8 protein-coding genes are annotated in these 21,082 nt (G+C 43.7%); all 8 read right to left on the bottom strand.

What is annotated here, in order from left to right; genetic code table 11:
* Positions 1-110: 110 nt before the first annotated feature.
* The 8 genes from ATB74_RS09290 to ATB74_RS09325 all read right to left on the bottom strand — a co-directional run bounded on the left by ATB74_RS09290 (position 111) and on the right by ATB74_RS09325 (position 21,029).
* Positions 111-6,311: a DEAD/DEAH box helicase gene (locus tag ATB74_RS09290; RefSeq protein ID WP_061018134.1), complete on the bottom strand. Its 6,201-nt coding sequence runs from the start codon at positions 6,309-6,311 to the stop codon at positions 111-113.
* 16 nt (positions 6,312-6,327) lie between these two features.
* Positions 6,328-9,696: an STY4851/ECs_5259 family protein gene (locus ATB74_RS09295; RefSeq protein ID WP_061018136.1), complete on the bottom strand. Its 3,369-nt coding sequence runs from the start codon at positions 9,694-9,696 to the stop codon at positions 6,328-6,330.
* A 103-nt stretch (positions 9,697-9,799) separates the two neighbouring features.
* Positions 9,800-11,137, bottom strand: coding sequence for an McrC family protein (locus tag ATB74_RS09300; RefSeq protein WP_061018137.1), 1,338 nt, complete (start codon positions 11,135-11,137; stop codon positions 9,800-9,802).
* Positions 11,134-13,746: an AAA family ATPase gene (locus ATB74_RS09305; RefSeq protein ID WP_061018139.1), complete on the bottom strand. Its 2,613-nt coding sequence runs from the start codon at positions 13,744-13,746 to the stop codon at positions 11,134-11,136. The genes ATB74_RS09300 and ATB74_RS09305 overlap by 4 nt, the downstream gene beginning before the upstream one ends.
* Before the next feature lie 49 nt (positions 13,747-13,795).
* Positions 13,796-15,136: a restriction endonuclease subunit S gene (locus ATB74_RS09310; protein WP_061018141.1), complete on the bottom strand. Its 1,341-nt coding sequence runs from the start codon at positions 15,134-15,136 to the stop codon at positions 13,796-13,798.
* A complete protein-coding gene (locus tag ATB74_RS09315; RefSeq protein ID WP_061018143.1) occupies positions 15,136-16,722 on the bottom strand; it encodes an N-6 DNA methylase in 1,587 nt (528 codons plus the stop codon). Before ATB74_RS09315 ends, ATB74_RS09310 begins: the two co-directional genes overlap by 1 nt.
* A gap of 177 nt (positions 16,723-16,899) precedes the next feature.
* A complete protein-coding gene (gene hsdR, locus ATB74_RS09320; RefSeq protein WP_061018145.1) occupies positions 16,900-20,463 on the bottom strand; it encodes a type I restriction-modification system endonuclease in 3,564 nt (1,187 codons plus the stop codon).
* Between the two features lie 224 nt (positions 20,464-20,687).
* Entirely contained in the window at positions 20,688-21,029 is a 342-nt protein-coding gene (locus ATB74_RS09325; RefSeq protein ID WP_061018147.1) for a hypothetical protein, read from the bottom strand.
* Positions 21,030-21,082 lie beyond the last annotated feature (53 nt).

The raw sequence follows: 21,082 nt of genomic DNA on the forward strand, positions 1-21,082 counted from the left end.
TCCCATTTCAATGAATTATAACAAGCCACATCCAACAAACAACACATCATTCCATTTATATAAAAAAGGAGAGCTAATCCAACGTGGGACTCACTCTCCATTCATTTCAATCAACTAAATGACACAAATACATCGGTTGGGAATGTACCGGACGAGATCTGAGCTTGCCCCTCAACAATGATATTTGCGTGTTCTTCATCATCAAGATGATATGGTAAGTGGTTCTCAGGTAAACGTTTATCAGCAAACCAGTAACCAAATCCTTGATCAAGCCATAACGTCACTTCCCTGCCGTTATCAAAAGATAAAACGAGCGTTCGCGAGTGAGGTAACTTATATTTCGAAGTCGTTTTAAAACTCATATTTGCTGTCGAGCTTTCAAATGCCAAACCAACTACCTTGTCACGTGAGTAATCATCGAAAAAATTGTCTTGTACTGTCGTTGGCTTGTAACCTCGACTTAACTCCCCTGTGTGAATCTCGACCTGGCAGCTTTTGTAATGCTCCCCTAAAAACTTCAAGGTATTAAAGCATAGAGAAACAGGTAAAGTTGCGGCCAGATAACGATCAGAATAAGTAGCAGATTCGATAACTTGGTCTTGCATCAACGCCATTAATGCTGGTGAGCGTTTAAACACAAGAGTCCAAAACTTGAATCCGAACTCAGAAGCTTTTCCGTCCAGTTCATTATCAATCACTATTTTTTCTACATCAGAACTTTGACGCAAACGCGTAGGATCAAAGTCCACCAACTCACCCAAAGAACCAATACCAACCACTAAAGTTTCAAGATCATCGATACGGTTTCCCCATTGGTAACAATATGACTCATTAGCCACCGATGCTAACACCTGATGATTAGCATGATCATTTAGTAGTTTACTCATTAGCTTCACATTTGGGTGGTTCTGATACCAAGACAACGTCACTTTTTGCTCAAGTGACAACTCTTGCACTTGAACCTCTGTCAATATCAAGTTTACCTTTCGCTCGGCAACCCAGCGACTAAATGCTTGATACAGTTGCCAATCGCCTAAGTCGCTTAATTGACTTATAGGAAGCTCAACATAGAGGTCTGAGTCCTCATGTTTAGCCAACGTTTTTTCTATTGCGATCATTAACGGACGTAGTTCACGCCTATTGTGATGGTCGAACAATTCATATTCCACTGGCAAGCTAAGATTGTTAAAAAAACCGTTACTCAAATAAGTAGCCACTTTCCTTCTATCAAGTAAATCAAGGACATGTTGAGTCGAATAATCCACTAAACAACGATGACAGGCCTTGTCACAGTGACAGCTGGATGCAACCTTCTTTGCTCCTTGCAATAACTCAACAACATACTCAGAAGCTTGAATTGAAAAACCTGCACCACCAGCTGCATTGTCAAACAAGACGATAGCTTGTACTTCTCGTCCCTCATGATTCACAGGCTTGGTTGTACAGCCAATTTCATCATTATTAATACCAAGCTTCTCCGCTAACTGGTTTCGCATCAACACCGCGACTGAACGAGCAATACTTCTCTCTACTAGCGGTTTACCCAGCTCATCAAATAACAATAATTCGAACACGTCCGTATAGGTACTATGACCCAACTTTAGCGGACCTTTTACAGTGAACTCCCTGTCGTTCCCGCCACACAAAACTTCGCTTGAGCTGGTTAAATGGCCCTTACCACCTCGTAAGCGAGTGTGCCCCATCAACACTTCTTTTGGTGACTTATCTCCACCTTCGGGCATAGCTTCCATACGACCACATTCTAAGCAAAGCGCATACCCTTGGTTAACGGGTCCTGCACTGTAATAATAAACATGGCCATTATGGCTTGAACGGTATGATGCTCCAGGGTTTACACTCACTTCATGCCACTCGGAACCATCTACCGTCACCCAAGGGTCATTGAAAGGTACATGATTCAGACGCGAGATATCGTTATGAGGTTCGTCTCTAATATCGACCGCAAAACTCGCTGGCTGAATGTAAGGGTGAATACGATCTTTTGTTTTCTCGTCACTAAAATTGAACTCATTCCCACAACATTCACACTGTTCAGGTCTTAACAACGAAGTATTACTGGCACCACACTTGTCGCAACGCCATGCCCACCTTAACGCTTGTATCTCTTTGACTTGATCAACAGTTGCAGGACTGTGCCAGTTCAACAACACGCCTTTCGACTGATAAACACGTCCATCAATCACAACATCATTACCCGGTGCATAATCGCGAATAGCGACTGAAAGATCTCGGGACGGAAAGCCAGCAGCGCTATATAGGTTATCTTTACGAGATGTTTTATCGTTGATTTGGTCTTGTTTCATCTTGATGTAGCGTTTTCGCCTTTCGATCACTTTGACATGATCTGTATTTAAAGACACCACATCAGTAGGGAACCCGTATCCGGGTAAGAAACCTTTACGTGCTAACTCGGAAAGTAAGAACTCCCCCTCTAAGCGTTGAATTTGGCTTTCTACTGCAGCTTGCGCTGTTGATAGCGAGTTAGGGTTCTCTTCTAAGCTTTTAGATTGTTCTTTTAGCAATTGATGCTCAACGGACCAACGCTCGACAATGCGCTTCATATGCTTAGCAGACGCATCTAGAATTTCGATACGTGATGTTGCATCAAGAGAGGTTCGACGTAACAAAGTATCCAACCCGTCTTGTACAAAATCTAACGCTCCGTTTACACACCAGTCAACAAATTGGTCAGCTTGAGAAGCCGCCGATTCATGATCAGATTTGAAGAAGTTACCGCAATTCAATTTCAACGAATTCTCTGACTTCACAACATGATTTAAAAATGTTGAAAGTAGTAACGAATTCACATGGCGACGAACAATGTAGTCACTCGATAACGATACGTTCGGTACTTTAATTTCCGTATCAAACGCCCAACGAGTATTCGAGAAAATATGCTCTCCATGCGGAGTAGATTTACATAACGTAAGCGCAATCGACTTAGTTTCTCCACGACGGCCTGCGCGACCTGCACGTTGCAAGTAGTTCGCAGGGTTAGGTGGAGCATTATTCATCGCGACTACCGATATACCACCAATATCTACACCCATTTCCATCGTCGTAGAGCAGCTTAAAACGTTTATTTTCCCTTCTTTGAATTCTTTTTCATACTCACGTAGCTGGCTTGCCTTAAGCTGCGCAGAGTGCTCTGCGACTCTAAAGTAAGGAGTGCGTTCTACAACACGGTCAGCAATATCTGACCACGCGTTTTCTTTGCGTACATCAATTAAGTCTGGTTGCTCTTGCCAATCCCTAACTTTGTTTAGATCAACCGTTTCTCCACTTTCAGGATCGCGGCCAAATGGGAACGGATAACTTGGGGTAGATATTTGTTTACACAAATGTTCGGTACGGTCCCCAGATAAATTCAAATATGGGGTCACCCCTAGCAATGGTTTATCTATGATTTTTTGGGTATGAGGACATTGATGCTTATCTGCAATCAAAGAGAAACTCACTTGTTGCTCAAGCTCTAAACGATAGCCATCACCACTCGGAGTCAACACTGACGACTGCAGAGCCATCCACGCTTGGCGTAAAATTTCGTTAATATCTGCACGTGTATCAGAATCCTCTAACTCTATATTTAGAGCCGTCGCAAGCAACCTAACTAACCTTGGTTGTCGTGGCCCATTACGCCTAATTTTTGGCCATGCCTCTACATTCCAAATATGGGTAGGTTCATCTTGACCTACTAAGAAAGCTGGCGAATATTTAGCCCCAATCCAGTTAATTTGCTCATCCGTCAACCTCACGGCTTTCATGCTTCGTACATGAAAATTCACACAAACAGTTAGGAAATTAACCCACTCTTCACGCCCTTTTTCAGCACTATCAAAATGTCTCATCCATTCACTAGGGGCTGAACTCTCCTTTTGGGCTAAACCTGGATATTCCATGCAGACCAAGCCCATGGTTTCGAGTGTGTTCTGTCTTTTAGGACGGCTATTGAACTCTCGCAACAATAATAAGCGCGCAAGTAATTTCGGATTTGCAACCATGTCCATGCGGTCATCGAAGTGTTCGTAAAACTTTTTGATCCACAGTTTTACTTCTTTCTGTTCTGCTAAAAAATCTTCAACTTCTTGCCAAGTTACTGCAACCGACTTTGAGCTTCCACCAACCAAAGAGGCGATTTGACCTTCAACAAACTCGATCATGTCCTCTTCACCGCTCATTTTAGCCATCTTGAGCATTTTCTGAAATTTCTCGAGCTCAGCAGTATCTTCAGAGCTTGAACCAGTCTCTCGGATCGCTTTATCCAAGATCAAATGATAAATAGTCGAACGCAAAAACTGCCTTTCAGAATCTTGTTGTGACTTGGCAGAAAAACGAGCGGTACCTTGACGGCTATCGGTGAAAGTAATCATGCGACGGCCGTTCCAAGGACCTTTCAACTGCTCTTTCTTACCATCTTGGCAATACTCTAGTAATGTAGGAATGACCGTCGACAGCATAAATGGCGCACCATTTCTGAAGTGACGGTAGAACTCGAAATTCTTGATTTTAGTATGCTGGCAGCAAGGGCAACGCACCGACAAAGCACCGTCACTTTTACGATACCCTTCGACTCGATGGATTAAATGTGCCCCTGGAACTTTAGCGGTTTTTACATCTCTCTGGTTATTAATCCAGTATTCACCGGTTTCTTCAAAACTTAACGGAGAGATAAGAGCAAAGCGATCATACTCCTCGGAAGTTTCTTCATCATCTTCGATGGTGAGATCTTCTTCTCCAACAAGGTCCAAGGCAAAGTCATCAATCGATGAGTCTGGCTTCGTTAAGTGCAGTTGTGAATGACTGGTCTCTGAATCCGTTTTTTCAGTCGCAGCCAATAAGCTAGTTCCGCAACCATTACAGCTAACCATTTCAAATATCGGTGAACCACACGAGCACTTCTCACGACGTGACATATGAACCATACCAAATCGCCAATCAATCGACTCTAAAGGCGTACCTACCTTTGCCGAGCAATCTGAATTTGAGCAAGCCCAAAGCCCACCAGCAACCCTGTGGAACAGGTGAAGTCTAAACGGAATAAATGCATCGCCATCTGCGTTCTTTGTCGAAGCACAGATATCAAGCCATTGAAGTGAGTCTTGTTCAGATAACGGTTCCTCAGTTGCAGACAATAGCTTCCCTATTTCGCTCAACGTCATTCTGTTATCGGTTGAACTCAGGTGCTGCCTTAACGTTCTTAACGGCGGTAAGCTTTGTAATACATCGTAACGTTCTATTTCGTTCGTTATGCTTGAAACACTATCAAGGTTCATCGCCTTTATTTGCTCTAGTTCCATCAGCGGTTTGATTTCACGCTCACCCTTCACTAAATGAACTTGAGTGATATCGACACCAGCGACGTCAGCCAAAAACGCTTTTAGATCCGCGTCAGAGTCCTTTCCACCAATCGTTGCGGAAGTCGCGACAAATCTCACTTGATCTGGCGTGACACCAAAACCATGCATTACACGTCGAAGCAACAGGGACAATTCAGCAGCTTGAGAACCAATATAGGTATGCGCTTCATCTAAAACGATCCAACGCAATTTGCCTTTAGAACGGTTCAAAATATTCGCGTCTTTTTGGCGAACCAACATGTACTCCAACATCGTAGAGTTGGTCACCAATATTTGAGCTGGGTTTTCTCTCAGCTCCTTACGAGAAAGCTGTTCATTTGGGTGCTTTTTTCGTTCTGCAACACTTACTGATTCGGGCGTATCACCATTAAACAGGCTGAATTTAACTTGATCACCCAATTGGTGAGTCCACGCCGTTAAACGCTCTCTCTGACTGTTGATTAATGCATTGAGTGGATATAAAAACAAAGCCTCGACGCCATCTGGCTTACTGTTACGTTCAACAATGTCATTTAGAATTGGCACTAAGAAACACTCTGTCTTACCAGAACCCGTACCACTACTCACAATTACAGACTTAGGAGATGGCTCCAATAGATGAGACCATGCTTCATGTTGATGAGAGTACGGGTACCAACTGCTATCAAAAAGGTAGTCTTCTTTAAGCTCTTTCGGTGGATTTGCCATTGCGTTTACAATCGAGCTGTTTAACAACCCACCCGATAGGTCTCGCATGCTTTGAGTATGCGGTTTCCAGCCAAAGGTGGCTTCAAACACAGGGTCAGCAAGAAACGCCCCCTCTTTACCTGGGGATTGAGAAAACGACTGCCACAAAAATTCACGTAAAGGCTTAGATCGCAAACCAAATTGCCCTAAAGTAGCGCGCGCTGCTCGTTTAGTCAGTTGGTCAACTAAAGACTCAAAATATTGCATGGTTGGTTTACCTTATTTAGCTATTCACTAGGCCGAAAATCATTTTATGTGTAAGAGCGAACACTTGTTCAAAGTAGTCAGGGTCGAAGCTGTTGTATTGTCTCATCGCATGTACCACCTCTGGTGTCATTCTCAGTGATGCAGATCCACAAGTAGATAAAGCAAGCAATACGGGCGCATTCATCACGTTATTGCGGTACAGGTCCTTAGTGGTGAAGCACACCTCTGCTAATTGTGGTTTAACGGCCCTAATTGAACTTTTCAATATATGGTCCGAAAATTCGCAAGGCCAGTGAGATTCGTTGTATTGGTTATTCAATGTATTTCGCAGGTCAAACAATTGCTGAATATAGGCGGCAGGATTAAGGGAAGGTTTCTCTCGATTGGCATCGATTTTATGCATTAAAAGGTTCTTGAGGCTTTGTAAGCCTTGGTATCGAGTTACTAATTCGTCTAATTTTGATTCAATTTTACCGCAGATAATGTCCGAAAAGTCGTTGCCGTAAACCTCGATACGTGAAGCATAGAAAGCGCTCACTACCGCGATCGCATCTCGAGCTTTAATTGAGTGCCATAAGAAAGGAAACTGCTGACTAAACTGCCAAATACGCTCGGCTTCTTTCTTATTTGCGCTTAACAACATAGCGAGCATAAATTCAGGTTTATTAATTGCACCTCGCCACAGATCGAATGTGGTAAGCGGAACACTATCAAAGGCCAACAAGGCTTTAATGTATGCCCATTCTGGCGCACTAAATTCTGTCGCCAACTGACCGCAAACCACCGAAAACTTATCTAGACGATCCTTACGGGCCCCGATAGATGCCGCTTGTTCTAGTCGATTACTCGACGACGACAACAACTCAAGGTCTTTACTCCACATCAAAGGTCTTACACCCTGCTCGGCTTCGTCAGCATAGATAAGCCAAGCACCAGGCGAAGCGTCTTCTTCAGGGAAGTACCACTGTTCGTCATTCTTGATTAAAGTAATCGGCGCATAAGTTGGGTTATCCAAAGGCACCATCGAAAGTGTGGCCATGAAGCTATCGTTGCTATCGTTGTCGATTTCAATCGTGCCTTGTGCTCTGTTTGGAATAAGAGCATTGCTGTATGCATTAACACTGAAATTGAAAATGGTATGTGCATTGTCCAGCACCGATACCTTAACGGCTGCATCTAATGAAGATGATAGAGCCAGCAAGGACTCAATATCCTCTTTGAACGTTGCTAAGGAAAATCCGGTAGATAAAACGTCACCTTTTGGCAAAATTCGCTTCACGTAAGCGGATTTAGAAAAAGCGCCATAAATATCTCTAGCGAGAAGCTTGAATTCCACCTCTAGCGAATCACTGACGCCATAGCCGAATAACTCATAACGATTAAGCGTATCGACTAAAATTGCTTCAGCATTACGAACCGCTTCTCCCCCAGAGCTAATTAGACAAATACCTTTAGCGGGGAATGGCAATGTTATTGACAATGACTTTGCTTGGTCTTGCCACCATATCGCTACGTCAACTTGTGCTGGTGGGTGAGCTTGATGACTGAGCATATCCAAAGTGCGTTTAGCTTCGTTCGGGTCTTGCTGAGAATGAGATAGAACCGAGCTCGGCAGAACATCGAGTTGTTCTGCATCCTTTAACGCAATAGATGGTAGTGGTTTATTAGAATAAAAGCCGATCTGACCAATTTGTACCGTGTGGCTCGGTTGCAGTCCAATAGAAAAATCGTCCGGTAACAAACCTACAGTAAAACGCTTAACCGGTTTGTTATTCTCAAACAAAGCGATATCGACCTTACCAAAAGGTACCGTATTCATTGACTGCCATTGTTCAAGCATTGTATCGCGCCAACGAAGCTGAGTATTTGGAATTTCTGATTGCTGACCATTTTCATCAATGGCGACTAAGCTAGGAACACCAATAAAGCACTTACTTGGATTAGCTTGATAAGGAACTGGCTGGCCAACCAAATTGAATTCAAGAGGTTGCACACCTTCTCGGTCAAGTGACACACAATAGGCGTCAAAATAAAATTCCGTATCCACTTGAGTATTAACATCATAAAGAACACGTCCACTGATGTGACCTACCGTAGCAAGTGTAGGATGCGATAAGCGCTCCGGTACTGAAACTAAAACGTTCGCCTCTGCACATTCGACACTTCCAGCACCTTTGAGCAGCCATTCATCGTTATGTTGTGTGAATACCCAAGGTTCATTGGCATCAACTCCCGCACCACCAAGCACTGGGGCGAACCATTCATTACCAGCGTCATCCGTTGCTTTCAATTGAATATCGCAGTCGAACCACTCTGCAGGAAGAGACTTAGTATAAACATCGAGTAAATAGTGCTCAGAGTCCGCACCACGTTTAAATGCCTTTGCCAATAAAAGGCTCTTACTTCCAACCGCAAACAGGTTTATGCGGTCTGGAAAATTCACGCTACTAAACAGTTGCTGTAAGAACTTGGCATTAAGACGAGACTTGAGTGTGATATCAATTTGGTTCCGCCACTGATAATCGTCATCCGATGCCGAGATATCCATCATTGAGGCATAATGAGAATAAGATTTACGTAGAGAACGAAGAATCTTAATAGAGTTTGGTAAACGACGTTGAACTTCAACAGCAAGACCAAGCGCATTACCCAATAAAGTTCGTGCGGCTTCAGGCTCCATGTTCAATGGTAAAGCTTGCGACCAATTTGCATCGACCGTATTCAAGTAATGAAGCGGGTCGCTTTGCTCGTCTAGCCCGTGCTTATCGACCAGATAATAAATGGATTCAGCAACTTGGGCGACAATGCTATAAACCGTCTCATCACGATATGATGCTGCAATATAGTGCGCGTGTGCTTTAGCAACAGATACTGCGCTTAACCGTGAGTTAGCAAATTGCCCATAATCTTGAATCACTTGTTCGAAGTAATGGGCAAGCCTGCTATTTGGATCTTGGATAAGCGTTTGTGGCAAGCCACCTTCAACGGCCACAGTGCCAAGTAACATGCGTCCCTTAGTGTTGCTTAATACCTTTCGCCCCCAAAAGCTTAAACCCTTAGCAACAATCTCACTTCTTTGAGTTGGTGAAATTGCGTTGGCCTGTAAGCCCAGAGACTCCAATACAGGTTCCCAAGCCCAAACGCCGCCTTGAAAAGATGTACGCCACCACTCCGCCGCATACAATACAAAACACCCTGCCCATTCCCTTGTTGGCTTATTCGAATAGGTGTGAATGCCATTACTCTCTAAGCTTGCAATCAACGACTGCTTAAGTAACTCAAATTCCAATGCCGTCACTTTATAACTATATACAGGTTGAGCATTTGGTTTGGTCAACTCTCTCGCATTTAGAATTGAAGAGAGGACATTTCTGTATGTTTGCATGATGAACCCTGACGTTGTGTGGCGCCTTTAAATGCGCTCGATTCGAACCTATTTTATAATTGGTAATTTACGTTATTTAGTGGGATAAGTGGTGTACGTAAGCTTACAAAATTGACTCATGTTTCGAAAACTCCTCTGGCCATTCAACCTTAGAATCACCAGTTAACGAAATACTAAACGGGACAACCCATAACCTAAGCTTAGAGGGCGATTCTTCATTAAAATCAAAACTGTGCTCAATCGCCTTTTCAAAACCATCATGGGCTGGGTACACCAAAAACAGATCCCCTTCGCCCCCTAAGTGTTTATGGCCGTAGGCAAACATTTGATACATGTCAGATTGCGATATGCCGTAATTAGATGCGGTGAGATCAATAAGCTTCCATTTGGTGTCTAGAACCACAGTGGTATCACATGCTTCTTGTAACGTCGCTGGCTTAATTAACATTAAATCGGGACGTAGTTGGAACTGGCGATGACCATTGTGGTGAACTAAATATTTAGACTTAGCTTGCGTGCTAAGAGTCACGTCATCAGCTAAATTCGCACGTAGCACAGACGCAACATAACTTTCAAACACCGACTCCATTGGGAAAAGTAAAGACTGCGCATCCGCTGCACCTTTCATGCTAAGAGGTGAAAGCCCTTCAAGGATCAACCTAGACCACGCAAGCGGTGACTGGTAATAGTCCATACCTCGGTCTAGTTTTACACGAGCAAAATCTTGCTTCACATTGGTACTTGCCGGTATGCCATCAAACGCAAAATCTAACTCACGAAGTAACCTTTGGTTTTGGTTCCTTCGGGTGTACGCCGCGACGTTTTTTAAGGCGGCGCGTATTAACCGATTGGCAGGCCTGTCTTGCAAAAACTCATCAAACTCACAATAAAATTTGTGTTTGTTCACTGAGTTATAGCGCACCTGTTTAGCCACCAGTAACTTGCCTTTTTTAAAGCCTAAGTTGTCTTGCTGTTTTACGTAGTCACTGCGTAAACCTCGCTTCACCAGTTGGTTAACACTGTGCAAAAACTGCTGAATAAACACTTCAAGCAGCGGCATTTTCAAGGTATCAACGTTTGCCGAGCGAGTAGCAATATGCCTAAATTCACCAAGGTGTTTAAGCATCATCAGCAAGAGTTTTCGCGACTCGTCGATGGCCTCTGTTGAGTTATCTGTTTTTTTCGCTACTTTGGGTAATACTTCAATGTGTTCACCATTGGGCGTAAACAATACGCCCACGTAGTTTCTTACTTGCAGCAACTTGTCGCCGTAACGGCTGCACAATTTTAAAAAACGCCCTACATTGCCTTTGTTTTCATTTAAACAGAGCCGCTCCAAATATTGAAACGCATTGCCTGAAATAAGCGTGTAACCATTGGCTTGCGCAGCTTGTTCATCGCAAGTTAAGTAGCCAAATTCAAAAACAATGGAAGTGTTCATTTTTTATCGTTAACTTCTGATGATTCTGATCCAGTGCTATCTGTCTGAACATCACTGGGTTTGGTTGCTTTCACGCTTTTAGGGTTGTAAATGCCAATATAAGCGTCAGCGTTTGTCCATACATGGTTATCTGTCTCTTTTAATGAATACTGCTGATAGTCTTCACCAAATTGATCCAACGTATGTTTGTCGCCAAATAGCGCTTTTAGACTGCTTTGATTCATCGATTTTTGAGTAACGAATTGCAAATCTTCTGGTTTTTGATTGTCGGCTAACACTAGACGGATCTTGTCCCAGTCTTCAAAGAAGTATTCTTCCAAAAGAGGAATGATCTTGTTTTTAAACGCCAATTCAAGCTCTTTAAATGCCTCTTCTTCCGTTTTGGCATTAAAAGCAGGAAACAAAAACGCATGGCCAAGTGTGTGTTCTCGGTCATATAGAATTTCAATGCGTTCATTTAAGGTTTCAAGTAACTGGGTAAGGTCAATTCCCCGCACCTTTTTATTTCCAAATAACTCTGGCTTTGGCATCATTTCGACGAAATCAAAACGACGGCGCAGTGCCGTATCCATCATAGCTAACGAGCGATCAGCCGTATTCATGGTGCCGATTAGGTACAAGTTATCTGGTACGGAAAACAGCGGCGTACTGTGCGGCAGGCTAATTTCTAAGCATTCGTCAGTCGGTTTTCTTTCTGCTGGCATTCGCTTGCTTGGCTCAATTAGAGTAATCAATTCACCAAATATTTTAGAAATATTGCCGCGGTTGATTTCGTCGATAATAAGTACGTAGTTTTCTACTTCTGCTGTCCCGTTACTTTTACTACGAATATCAACATTATTATCAGAAAGGTGTTTCAGTGTACCAGCGACAGTTAAACGAGATAACGGGTAACAAGTAGGCAAGTTGAAACGTTTATTTCCATTTAATGCATGGAAATCCACAGAAAAGTCCAAAGCTAACCACTTTACTGGAAGTTGGTGAGCGTACCCATTTCCGTTTATTCCAGACTCTATATATTTATAGTCACCATCAATGACACCAACTGCCTCGACGGACGTATTGCTATTTATACAAAGTACTAGGTCTCCTTTCTCCATTTCTTGAGAAAAGTAATCCAAGGAATTTTGATCATTTCGACCTAACTCATTGAAATATGAATTGCGTTTTTGTTCGCGCAAATCACCCGCGTCATCCCAACCAATCGCTGCAAGATTGTTTTCAAAACAATACGTTTTGCGTGCATTTTGGTATGTACCCTCTATAGAAATTTTCCAAACTTTCCCTTCAGGATTTATTCCTGGATCCTCTGTCTGCGATGACAATTGCGCTGCTGCACATATCGTCTTAAACACCCCAGGGGTGATTGTATAACTGATAACGCCTGCCTCGGTATTGGCTGTTATCCCCTCAACAAACTCTTCATACCCATAGCTTTGGTGAAAGGTAACAAAACGAATTCGTTTGGCTTTCACCAGTTCATCATATTCGGCTTTTAATGCTGTACGAGTTTCCCAAGAGAACTCTGGCTTAGCGGCTTTTACGGCCGCTTCAATGGTGTGGTAGGTTTTGCCGGTTCCCGGTGGGCCATAGAGAATTTGGTTTAAGCTCGGCATCGTCATTTCGCTATCTCCATTGTTACTTTTCGCTGTATCCGTTGATGAGTTGTTAGGAGCGTAATCGACTGGCCAATACCCTTCTCTCTCTACCAAGTACTGTTCAGCAAACTTGTCTTTATCTCCTTCGCATGTAGCAAGGTACTCAAGGCTATATTTAGAATCACCGAGTTTAATTTTTGATTTTTGAACAGTTACAAGTTTAAACGCAGCGTCCGATTTAGCACTGTCTAAGTCTTTACGGCCAATGCGGAACTGATTGTCGATATTTACCGGGTATATATCTAAGCCAGCGTCATTCGCCCACTCGGTTAACTCATAGAGCTGCTGTAGCTTAGTTTTGGAAAGGTTGTTGACAGCATCCATATTCATTCTTTCTATCAACTGTTCTATTTCTTGCTCCGACGCAGCTTGGTTGCTTGCCCAAACCTCAGCATAGTAATCAAAAAGTGGCGCATCATCAGGCATATTATCAAGCAGTTGGCTATATGCCTGTGCCATGCTTGCTTGACTGTTTTTTACCGCACGACGCAGCACTGAAGCTTTGTAAATATTAAGTACGCTAGGTTTAAACCTATTTTGATAGATAAATGCCACTTTCCATTTTAATGTCGGAGCAACATCAATTACCTCGATTGCATTTAAATCATTAGCCCTAACCGCTTTGATTACGTCTAAAATATTCTGCTTAATGTTAGCAAATGCAGCAGATGCATCCTCACCATGTTTAGAGTGCCAAGTGTAAGTGTCATCGTGGCTATAATTGTTGCGACCATTTCTTTTATTTGAATCGGCTCGCTTATAAATACCAAACTTCTCTGATGAACCGCCCTTAATGGAACCTAAATCTATCGCTTCGGTTTCAAGCCAATAAGTAAATGTACTTTTATCTTCAACTGAAACATATTCAGCTAATGTCATTGTTTCAATTCGTTCTACTGGCCATTCTGTTAAAAAGCGGTCCCAGAGCTGTTGTTTTTGATCGGTATTCATACTCTATCCATTAAAAAAGCACGCCTGAGCGTGCTTATAAAATTATCAATTAGCCTTTAGCGGCGGCCTTTTCTGCTTTCTTCTTCGCCGCTTCAGCTTTTTTGGCCGCCTTCGCTAGGGCTTCGGCCTCTTTGCGAGCCTCGGCAATGCGCTCTAGCACTTTGTCGGCTGGCTCGTCGTTTGGATCTTGCGTCACTAGCTCACCACGGAAGGCTTTGGCCAAAATGCTTTGGGTGAGGTTATCTACCCTCGCCTGCGCTTTTTTCACTTGCGCTTCGATGGTGTCAGCGAACGCGAAATATTGGTCAACGAGACGGACTATTTCCTTTTGTTCGATAACATCAGGGACCGGAATTGGATACTCACGAATTACCTTCATGTTAACTCTTGGCGCAGTGCTACCGATAGTTAGCTCTCTAACTATTCGTAGAATATGGTCTGAGTTAAGTACGATTGTTAAAAACTTAGATGTTACTTTTTCGTTAGCTCTAATAACAACCATTCTTTGTCCAAGACAGAGTTCAACGCCTGTAGGGATTTGGCATGCAATACCTACGGTTCCTTCCCTGCTATATAAAATATCTCCAGCTTCAGGCTTCAAACGAGAAGTTCGTTGTGCAAACACCTCATCATTGACATAGCCTTGCTCTGAAAGATCGAGGTAAAACGGGTTAAATGCGGTTGTGCGAACACAATAACGTCCTTCATCAGACCATTTAGGCGTTGAATGGGGGCAATCTACCACATGGCTTGTTACTTCATTTAAACTAAGCGATCGCCATTGCTTAAGACTTTTTTCCTCACGCCACTCTTCAGTCAACTTCCCCGACACCGCAGAAGCAAGTACCGATTGGCGGAAGCGTTTTAGCAAATCAGGGATGCCATCTAGGCGGGTTTTGATGGTGTCGACCTGTGCCAACACCTCATCGAGTTTTTCGACGATACGTTTTTGCTCGGCTAGTGGGGCGACATTTACTTTCAGCTCTTTTAAAAACTGTCCGCTAATAGCTTTGAACGTAGAGCCTGTTCCTTGTTGAGACATCCATGGTTCGATTGCTCTGAAATAATGCAGCAAGTAGTTTTCTTCTTGCTCAAAAGCACGAATAGCGGCTAACCCTCTACCAATCACACACTCTTCACTTGCCAGATTTGTTGGGCCTACAGGGGCTCTTACTGATAGCAAGATGTCATTTTTCTTTGCTAATTTTTTAGGCTTCGTACAGAATTTTCTAACTTCTGGGTATAGTTTTCTAAATTCAGTTTTTCCTTGAAAAAAAGGAAGCCCTTCACCAATGTCGTTACAATCAGAACTAGCAGGCGATTGACCCATAACGAGTTCCGCAAATTCGGGAAGTTTTACTTCTACCCACCCTTTCGGCAATTCACTCATTACTCTGCCTCCGGCTTTTCTGCTAAGCCAAACGCTTCTTCAAGTAACTGCTTTTGCCCTTCCGCTTCATCGTTAGCGCCAAGTGCTTGCATCAGTTGGTAAATTTCAGACATAGCTTCTGTTAGCTCGGCCATCGCTTCACCTGCTAATACTTCTGGTTCCGGCAGGTTTTCCGCGCTGGTCGCCTCTAGATCTTTTAACCAAGCGATATCTAGGCTGTCGCCTTTTTGGTCACGAATGTAGTCACGGCTGAATTTGCGGAAACGAGCGTTTTCGATGATGTGTTCAACACTGTCCTGACCTTCAGCGAAGATGTTGCCAAGAGTCTCGTAAACACCTTCTTCACGATGTGATTGGCCGTTTTTGTCTGCACCGTAAGCAGTCATAAAGGCTTCAAAGTGCTTTTCAGTCAGCGGGCGGCGCTTACCAAAGGTGTTCATGTTGGTGCGCATATCGAACACCCATGTCTCTTTAGTACAGCCTTTATCTTGGCTCTTATTCTCTGGCGTGCCTTTTTGGAAGAAGAGGACATTGGTCTTTACGCCCTGAGCGTAAAAGATACCTGTCGGCAAACGTAAGATGGTGTGTAGGTTACACTTGTCCATCAGGTCACGACGAATATCAGTACCCTTACCGCCTTCGAATAACACGTTATCTGGAATTACTACTGCTGCACGGCCACCTGGTTCTAGCGCATCATAGATATGCTGCATAAAACAGAGCTGTTTGTTACCGGTTGGGTGAACAAAGGTGCGAGTAATGTTGGTGCTTGCTGCGCTACCAAACGGAGGGTTAGTTAAAATCACATTCGCTTGTGGAAGCGTTTCACCTGCACTGCCCAACGTGTTGCCAAGGCGAATTGCTCCCTCTTCTGCATCGCCTTCAATGTCGTGCAATAGGCAGTTCATTAGTGCTAGACGGCGCGTTTCTGGTACCAACTCCAAACCGACGAAGGCTTTGGTCATTTGGAACTCTTGATCGTCATCGTCTAGGTCATCTAAATCGTTGGTTTGTGATTTGATGTATTTATCGGCCTCGATTAAGAAGCCAGCTGTACCCGCAGCTGGATCTTGGATCACTTCACGTGGCTGAGGCTGCATTACTTTAATGATGGTGCTAATAAGTGAACGTGGCGTAAAGTACTGGCCCGCACCCGATTTAGTTTCGTTCGCGTTCTTTTGAAGTAGACCTTCGTACATGTCACCGAAGTCGTCGCGGCTCTTGCCTTTTTCACCGTCAAACCAACCTAAGCTATCCATGTTGGAAACTAACTCCGTTAATTGAGCTGGCTGAGTAATGGTGGTATTTACATTTTGGAAAATTGCACGAACAATCGGTTGATTAGACTCGCCTAGTTCAACTAATAGTTTGCGATAAAAACGATGCTGATCTTGTCCCAATTTTTGCTTGAGATCCGCCCAACGATAACCTTGTGGAAGTAACTTTACATCCTGCTCTGTCTCTTCGCACATTTTAAGAAACAGTAGCGATGCCAATTCGTTTACGTAGTTTTGGTAAGACACACCACCATCACGTAGGTTGTCACACAGTTTCCACAGTTTGGCGACCAGATCATTATTGTTCATGCTTGTTCTCTTGTTTGTTCTGACTCGCGCCAGATAGATAATTCGTTTAAAACAAGTGCTAGCCAGAGATTCCAGATAGTTCGTTCCTCACTTCTGGAATGACGATGCTTCACGCACTTGTTAATCCGCACACTCATTACTGAGTGTGCATTTTATATTTGGTTCGATTGTACTGAGTTACGCTGGCTCGTCCCACATAAACTCGTTGAATTGGGTGAGTATGCTGTCTAATTCATCATTAAAGACGTTCATAAGCTTACGTTTGCCACCCTTACGCTTGTAGTTGCCGGTTTTAAAGGTGTCGTCGTCGAGTACCACTTTGTCTTTAATGGATGACGCTAGGCGATCGAGCCAGTTAAGTTGCTCATCACTCCACTCTTTTTGGGCTTTGATTTTATCTAACGCTTGATCCACTCGATTTTCGAACGGCAGCAAGGCATCACCAATCGCCGCTTGCCGAATGTGACCAATTAAGCGCGCTGCTACATCTTGGTTTTTGGTCTCTTTCCACGCTTTTTTAAGGGTTGGTTCATTGAAGTTTTGCGCATCGAACCACTCTTGCAGCTCTAGCAACCCTTTACGAGTTAAATCTCGTGGGCGGTTGATGATCACATCTAACGCTTCTTGTTGGTTGGATGATTTGTCCACCAGAGCATCAAAGGCTTCTAAGAAATCTTGTGCGGTTTCATGCTCGCCATACACGGTTTCTACTCGAAGCAGTGAATCATCCACATCGGTAAAGATTGGCATATCACGTAAGTCGTTAATCTCTTGCTTAAGCTGCTCTAAACGACCGACCATATTGGTCACCTTGTTGAACACTTCTGCCGACCATTTGGGGCCTTTTTGTTTGAGTGTTTTCGCAAGGCTCGCAAAGTTACAACCTGCTGAGTCTTGGCAAATTTCATCAAAGCGTTTGATTTGGCTGTCTATCTCGCGTGATTTAAGACGGCTAAACTCAGCATGGCTTGAGATACGTTGTAGCTTGGCAACCAACTGTTCGTGACTGTGCTCTGCAAAGCTTCGACCGTCCGCCTCAATCACTTTATAGGTTTCAGAATCCGTAATTTCGTTAACCAAGGTTTGCAGCTCTACCTTTGGGCGAACCACGACTGGCCGCATGGTATCGACACTTTGCAATGTGGAATACAGGTCAACCGCATCGAAAATTTTGAATGATGTTTTACCTACTGCCGGGCATAAGCGCGTCGCACGGCCTTTCATTTGCTCATACAAGATACGGCTGCGTACTTTACGCATAAACACTAAGTTACAGATACTTGGTATATCGATACCCGTTGTAAGTAGATCCACCGTTACCACGATGTTCGGCAAGCGCTCTTTGTTAAAGCGTGTGATCATCGACTGCACTTTGGTGGAGTCTTTGTCTGAATCGCCGGTAATTTTAATGATCGCGTCGTGTTCAAGCTCAGGGTACTTAGCCTTAAACGCGGTTCGCAACTCTTCTACCACAGAGTCGGCATGAGTGTTGTTCACGCAGAAGACTAAGGTCTTTTGTGGGCTGGTTGGGTCGATATGATTAACCAACTCTTCACACACCACTTTATTGAAGTTTGAAGCGATGAGCGCACGGTTGAAATCCGCGACTTCAAAGCCTTGCTCGTCATCTAAGGTGTCATTGATTAACTCACCTTGATTAGAGAGTCGCTGAACCTCGCTACCTTGAGATAAATACAACCCAGACTCACTAAGCTTGGTGATGATGCGGATTGGTGGCTCTTGATCGGTTAGGTAACCGTCGATTACCGCTTTTCGGTAGCTATAACGGTAAACGGGCTTCTTCTGCTCGCCGCCAAAAATATCAATAGTGTGCAGCGCAGGTGTTGCCGTTAACGCGACTTTCACCGCATCGAAGTGATCGATGATACGGCGATACGAAGAGATAAAGTCTTGTTCGCTTCTGAACTTCTCTTCCCCTTCGGTTTGCTCTTTATCAAGAATGTAGCCACGGTGAGCTTCATCGACAATAATGCAGTCGTAACGCCCTACTGGCATAACTTCATCACTTTGCAGCGTGCGCTTAACGAGAGACTGAACAGTGGCAACGTGGATCTTGGTGCTGTCTTCTGGGAAGCGGTCCGTTAACCCTTTCACATTGAAGATAGAGTTAAAGGTGTCCCCTTTGATATTAGTATCTTCAAACGAATCTAACGCCTGCTTACCCAGTGAGGTTCTATCAACTAAGAACAATATACGCTTAAAACGCTGAGACTGAATAAGGCGATACATCAAGGCAATCGCAGTACGTGTTTTACCAGTACCTGTCGCCATGGCTAACAAGATATCTTGCTGGCCATTAACAATGGCTTGCTCGGTCGCTTGCACTGCTTCTTCTTGGTAGTAACGCAAACCGAGGTCGCTCATGTCTGCATTTCGGCTAAACCAGTTGTTGGTTAGCTGGTCGTCACTTTCTAGCTTGGCTACCAACTCTTCAGGTCGGTGCCATTCAGGCAATGCTTTGGGCATATTGGTAGCATGACGGACATCGCGATACCAGATACCACTTTTGGTCTTCGCCGCCGCTTTATAGCCGCGACCATTGGCAGAAAAACAGAATGGGATTTTAAATTCTTGCGTTCTAAGCGCAGAGGAGCCTTGAGAGTCTGCCCACGAAGGTAAGTACGTAGGTAACGCTTCAGCAACTTGATCGAGTTCATCTTGGCCGTTCGCGGCTTGCTGTAATTCTGAACGCAGGAAGTCATTGTCAAAATACTTACTGTAACGGTAAGCTTCTGTCAGCTTAGCTGAAACATCTTTGTTGTTTTTTTTCGCTTCAATAACACCCATTGGCTTTAGACCGACAAACAATACGTAATCGGCAAAGCCTGTTTTACCTGTTTCATCTTTGCCTGTTGGCCACTCTGCGATGGCAATATTGCGACCAACTTGTGGCCTTGTACCATTGGCAAAATTTAGCTTTTTGGTGTCTGCATCCCAGCCAGCCTTGCGCAGCTGGTTATCAATTAGATAGCGGGTTTCGTCTTCACTTAGATTTAGAGGGCGTGACTTCGCCTCTTCGATGATCTGCTTCTTATAAGCTTTACGTTCGACTTCTGTCTTCTTAGATAGCTCGACTTCTTGCTCTTTGAGTTTCGCTTCTAGTGCGCTAATGCGAGCTTGAGACTGTTCGTGTGTTTCTTCTTGCTTACTCTCTAAAACGGAGATGTAGCCATTCAGAGCTGTCAGTTTCGCCTGTTGCGCTTCTAGCTCGGCTTTCGACTGTTCTTTCGCTTGGCTTTCGCTTTGACGAGCTAATACCAATTCATACTTCAGCGACAACACTTCTTGTTCAAACTGTTCACCGCTATCTGAGCTTGGTAAAACAAACTGAGGGACAGGAAAGTCATAGTTTTTGGTAACAAGTCGGTAGTACCAAACTGCTAAGCGAAAAGCAAAACGCAGGCACATTTCAGCATCTTGGAGATCGTCATGGTATTCATGGACGGCTTGGTTACCAATTTTACGCAACTTATGGAAGACGTTGAGAATACTGTCATCGACAAAAGGAATTTTGCCTAGTTCACGTAAGAGTTCGTGCTGGTTTTCAGGAACTTCGATATCTAGCAGCTTAGCTAAGTGTTTGGCCGTTGCTTCACCAAAGATACGCAATTTAACTAGCGTGGTGTTTGGATCATCTGGATAGTTTTTTTCTGCTGCGCGAGCAATAGCGTACAAGAAATCGTTAACGCCTTTGAGGAATTCGAAGTTTGATTTTTGCATTAAATACCAACCGACTCGTCGTAATTAAGAATGTAATTTTTATCGAATAAACCGTATCTTACAATAAAAACCTTATATAAAACGGTGAAATAGGCCGCACACGACCTATTAGTCTTTTACAAGATGTGACCATCGCTCACATAACATCCATTTATTCACACAATTGCACAGTTAGCGCTCAGGCTAGCGTGCAATAACGTCCATAATGCCAAACATCTCCCAGACTAGTAAAATGGGTCGAATAAGAAGCTCAACAGCTCATTAAGTTCTTTTTCTGTTTTTATCTTAGCGCGGATAGCCGCATCACCACGCTTTAAACCTGGAGAGGCGTATGTATTACTGTGCCTACCCTTTTCTTCTGGGTAGACAACTTTTTCACAAGAAAGCTCTTTCAATGTGTCCATGTTGTGAGGCAGCCAAACCAATGCATGTTCACTGGTGCTAGGCTGATCGATTTGCACAACAACACCAAAGCCAGATGTGATGTCCCATGCCAGTGCTTTTTTAGTTTCTCGCGTTGGCACGCCCAACTTTTCTGAAAGTGCTGCTATTGTTTTGTTCTTCACTGTTTTATCTCATTGGATTTTATCATGTGCGAATTCTACGGCGTACGTAGAAA

Source organism: Vibrio splendidus (assembly GCF_001557875.1).
Taxonomy (GTDB): domain Bacteria; phylum Pseudomonadota; class Gammaproteobacteria; order Enterobacterales; family Vibrionaceae; genus Vibrio; species Vibrio splendidus_F.

What these genes read in the sequence shown, in the direction of transcription:
- ATB74_RS09290 (WP_061018134.1), bottom strand. Translation starts at nt 6,311, where the DNA reads ATGCAATATTTTGAGTCTTTAGTTGACCAACTGACTAAACGAGCAGCG.
- ATB74_RS09315 (WP_061018143.1), bottom strand. Translation starts at nt 16,722, where the DNA reads ATGAACAATAATGATCTGGTCGCCAAACTGTGGAAACTGTGTGACAAC.
- ATB74_RS09300 (WP_061018137.1), bottom strand. Translation starts at nt 11,137, where the DNA reads ATGAACACTTCCATTGTTTTTGAATTTGGCTACTTAACTTGCGATGAA.
- ATB74_RS09310 (WP_061018141.1), bottom strand. Translation starts at nt 15,136, where the DNA reads ATGAGTGAATTGCCGAAAGGGTGGGTAGAAGTAAAACTTCCCGAATTT.
- ATB74_RS09295 (WP_061018136.1), bottom strand. Translation starts at nt 9,696, where the DNA reads ATGCAAACATACAGAAATGTCCTCTCTTCAATTCTAAATGCGAGAGAG.
- ATB74_RS09305 (WP_061018139.1), bottom strand. Translation starts at nt 13,746, where the DNA reads ATGAATACCGATCAAAAACAACAGCTCTGGGACCGCTTTTTAACAGAA.
- hsdR (WP_061018145.1), bottom strand. Translation starts at nt 20,463, where the DNA reads ATGCAAAAATCAAACTTCGAATTCCTCAAAGGCGTTAACGATTTCTTG.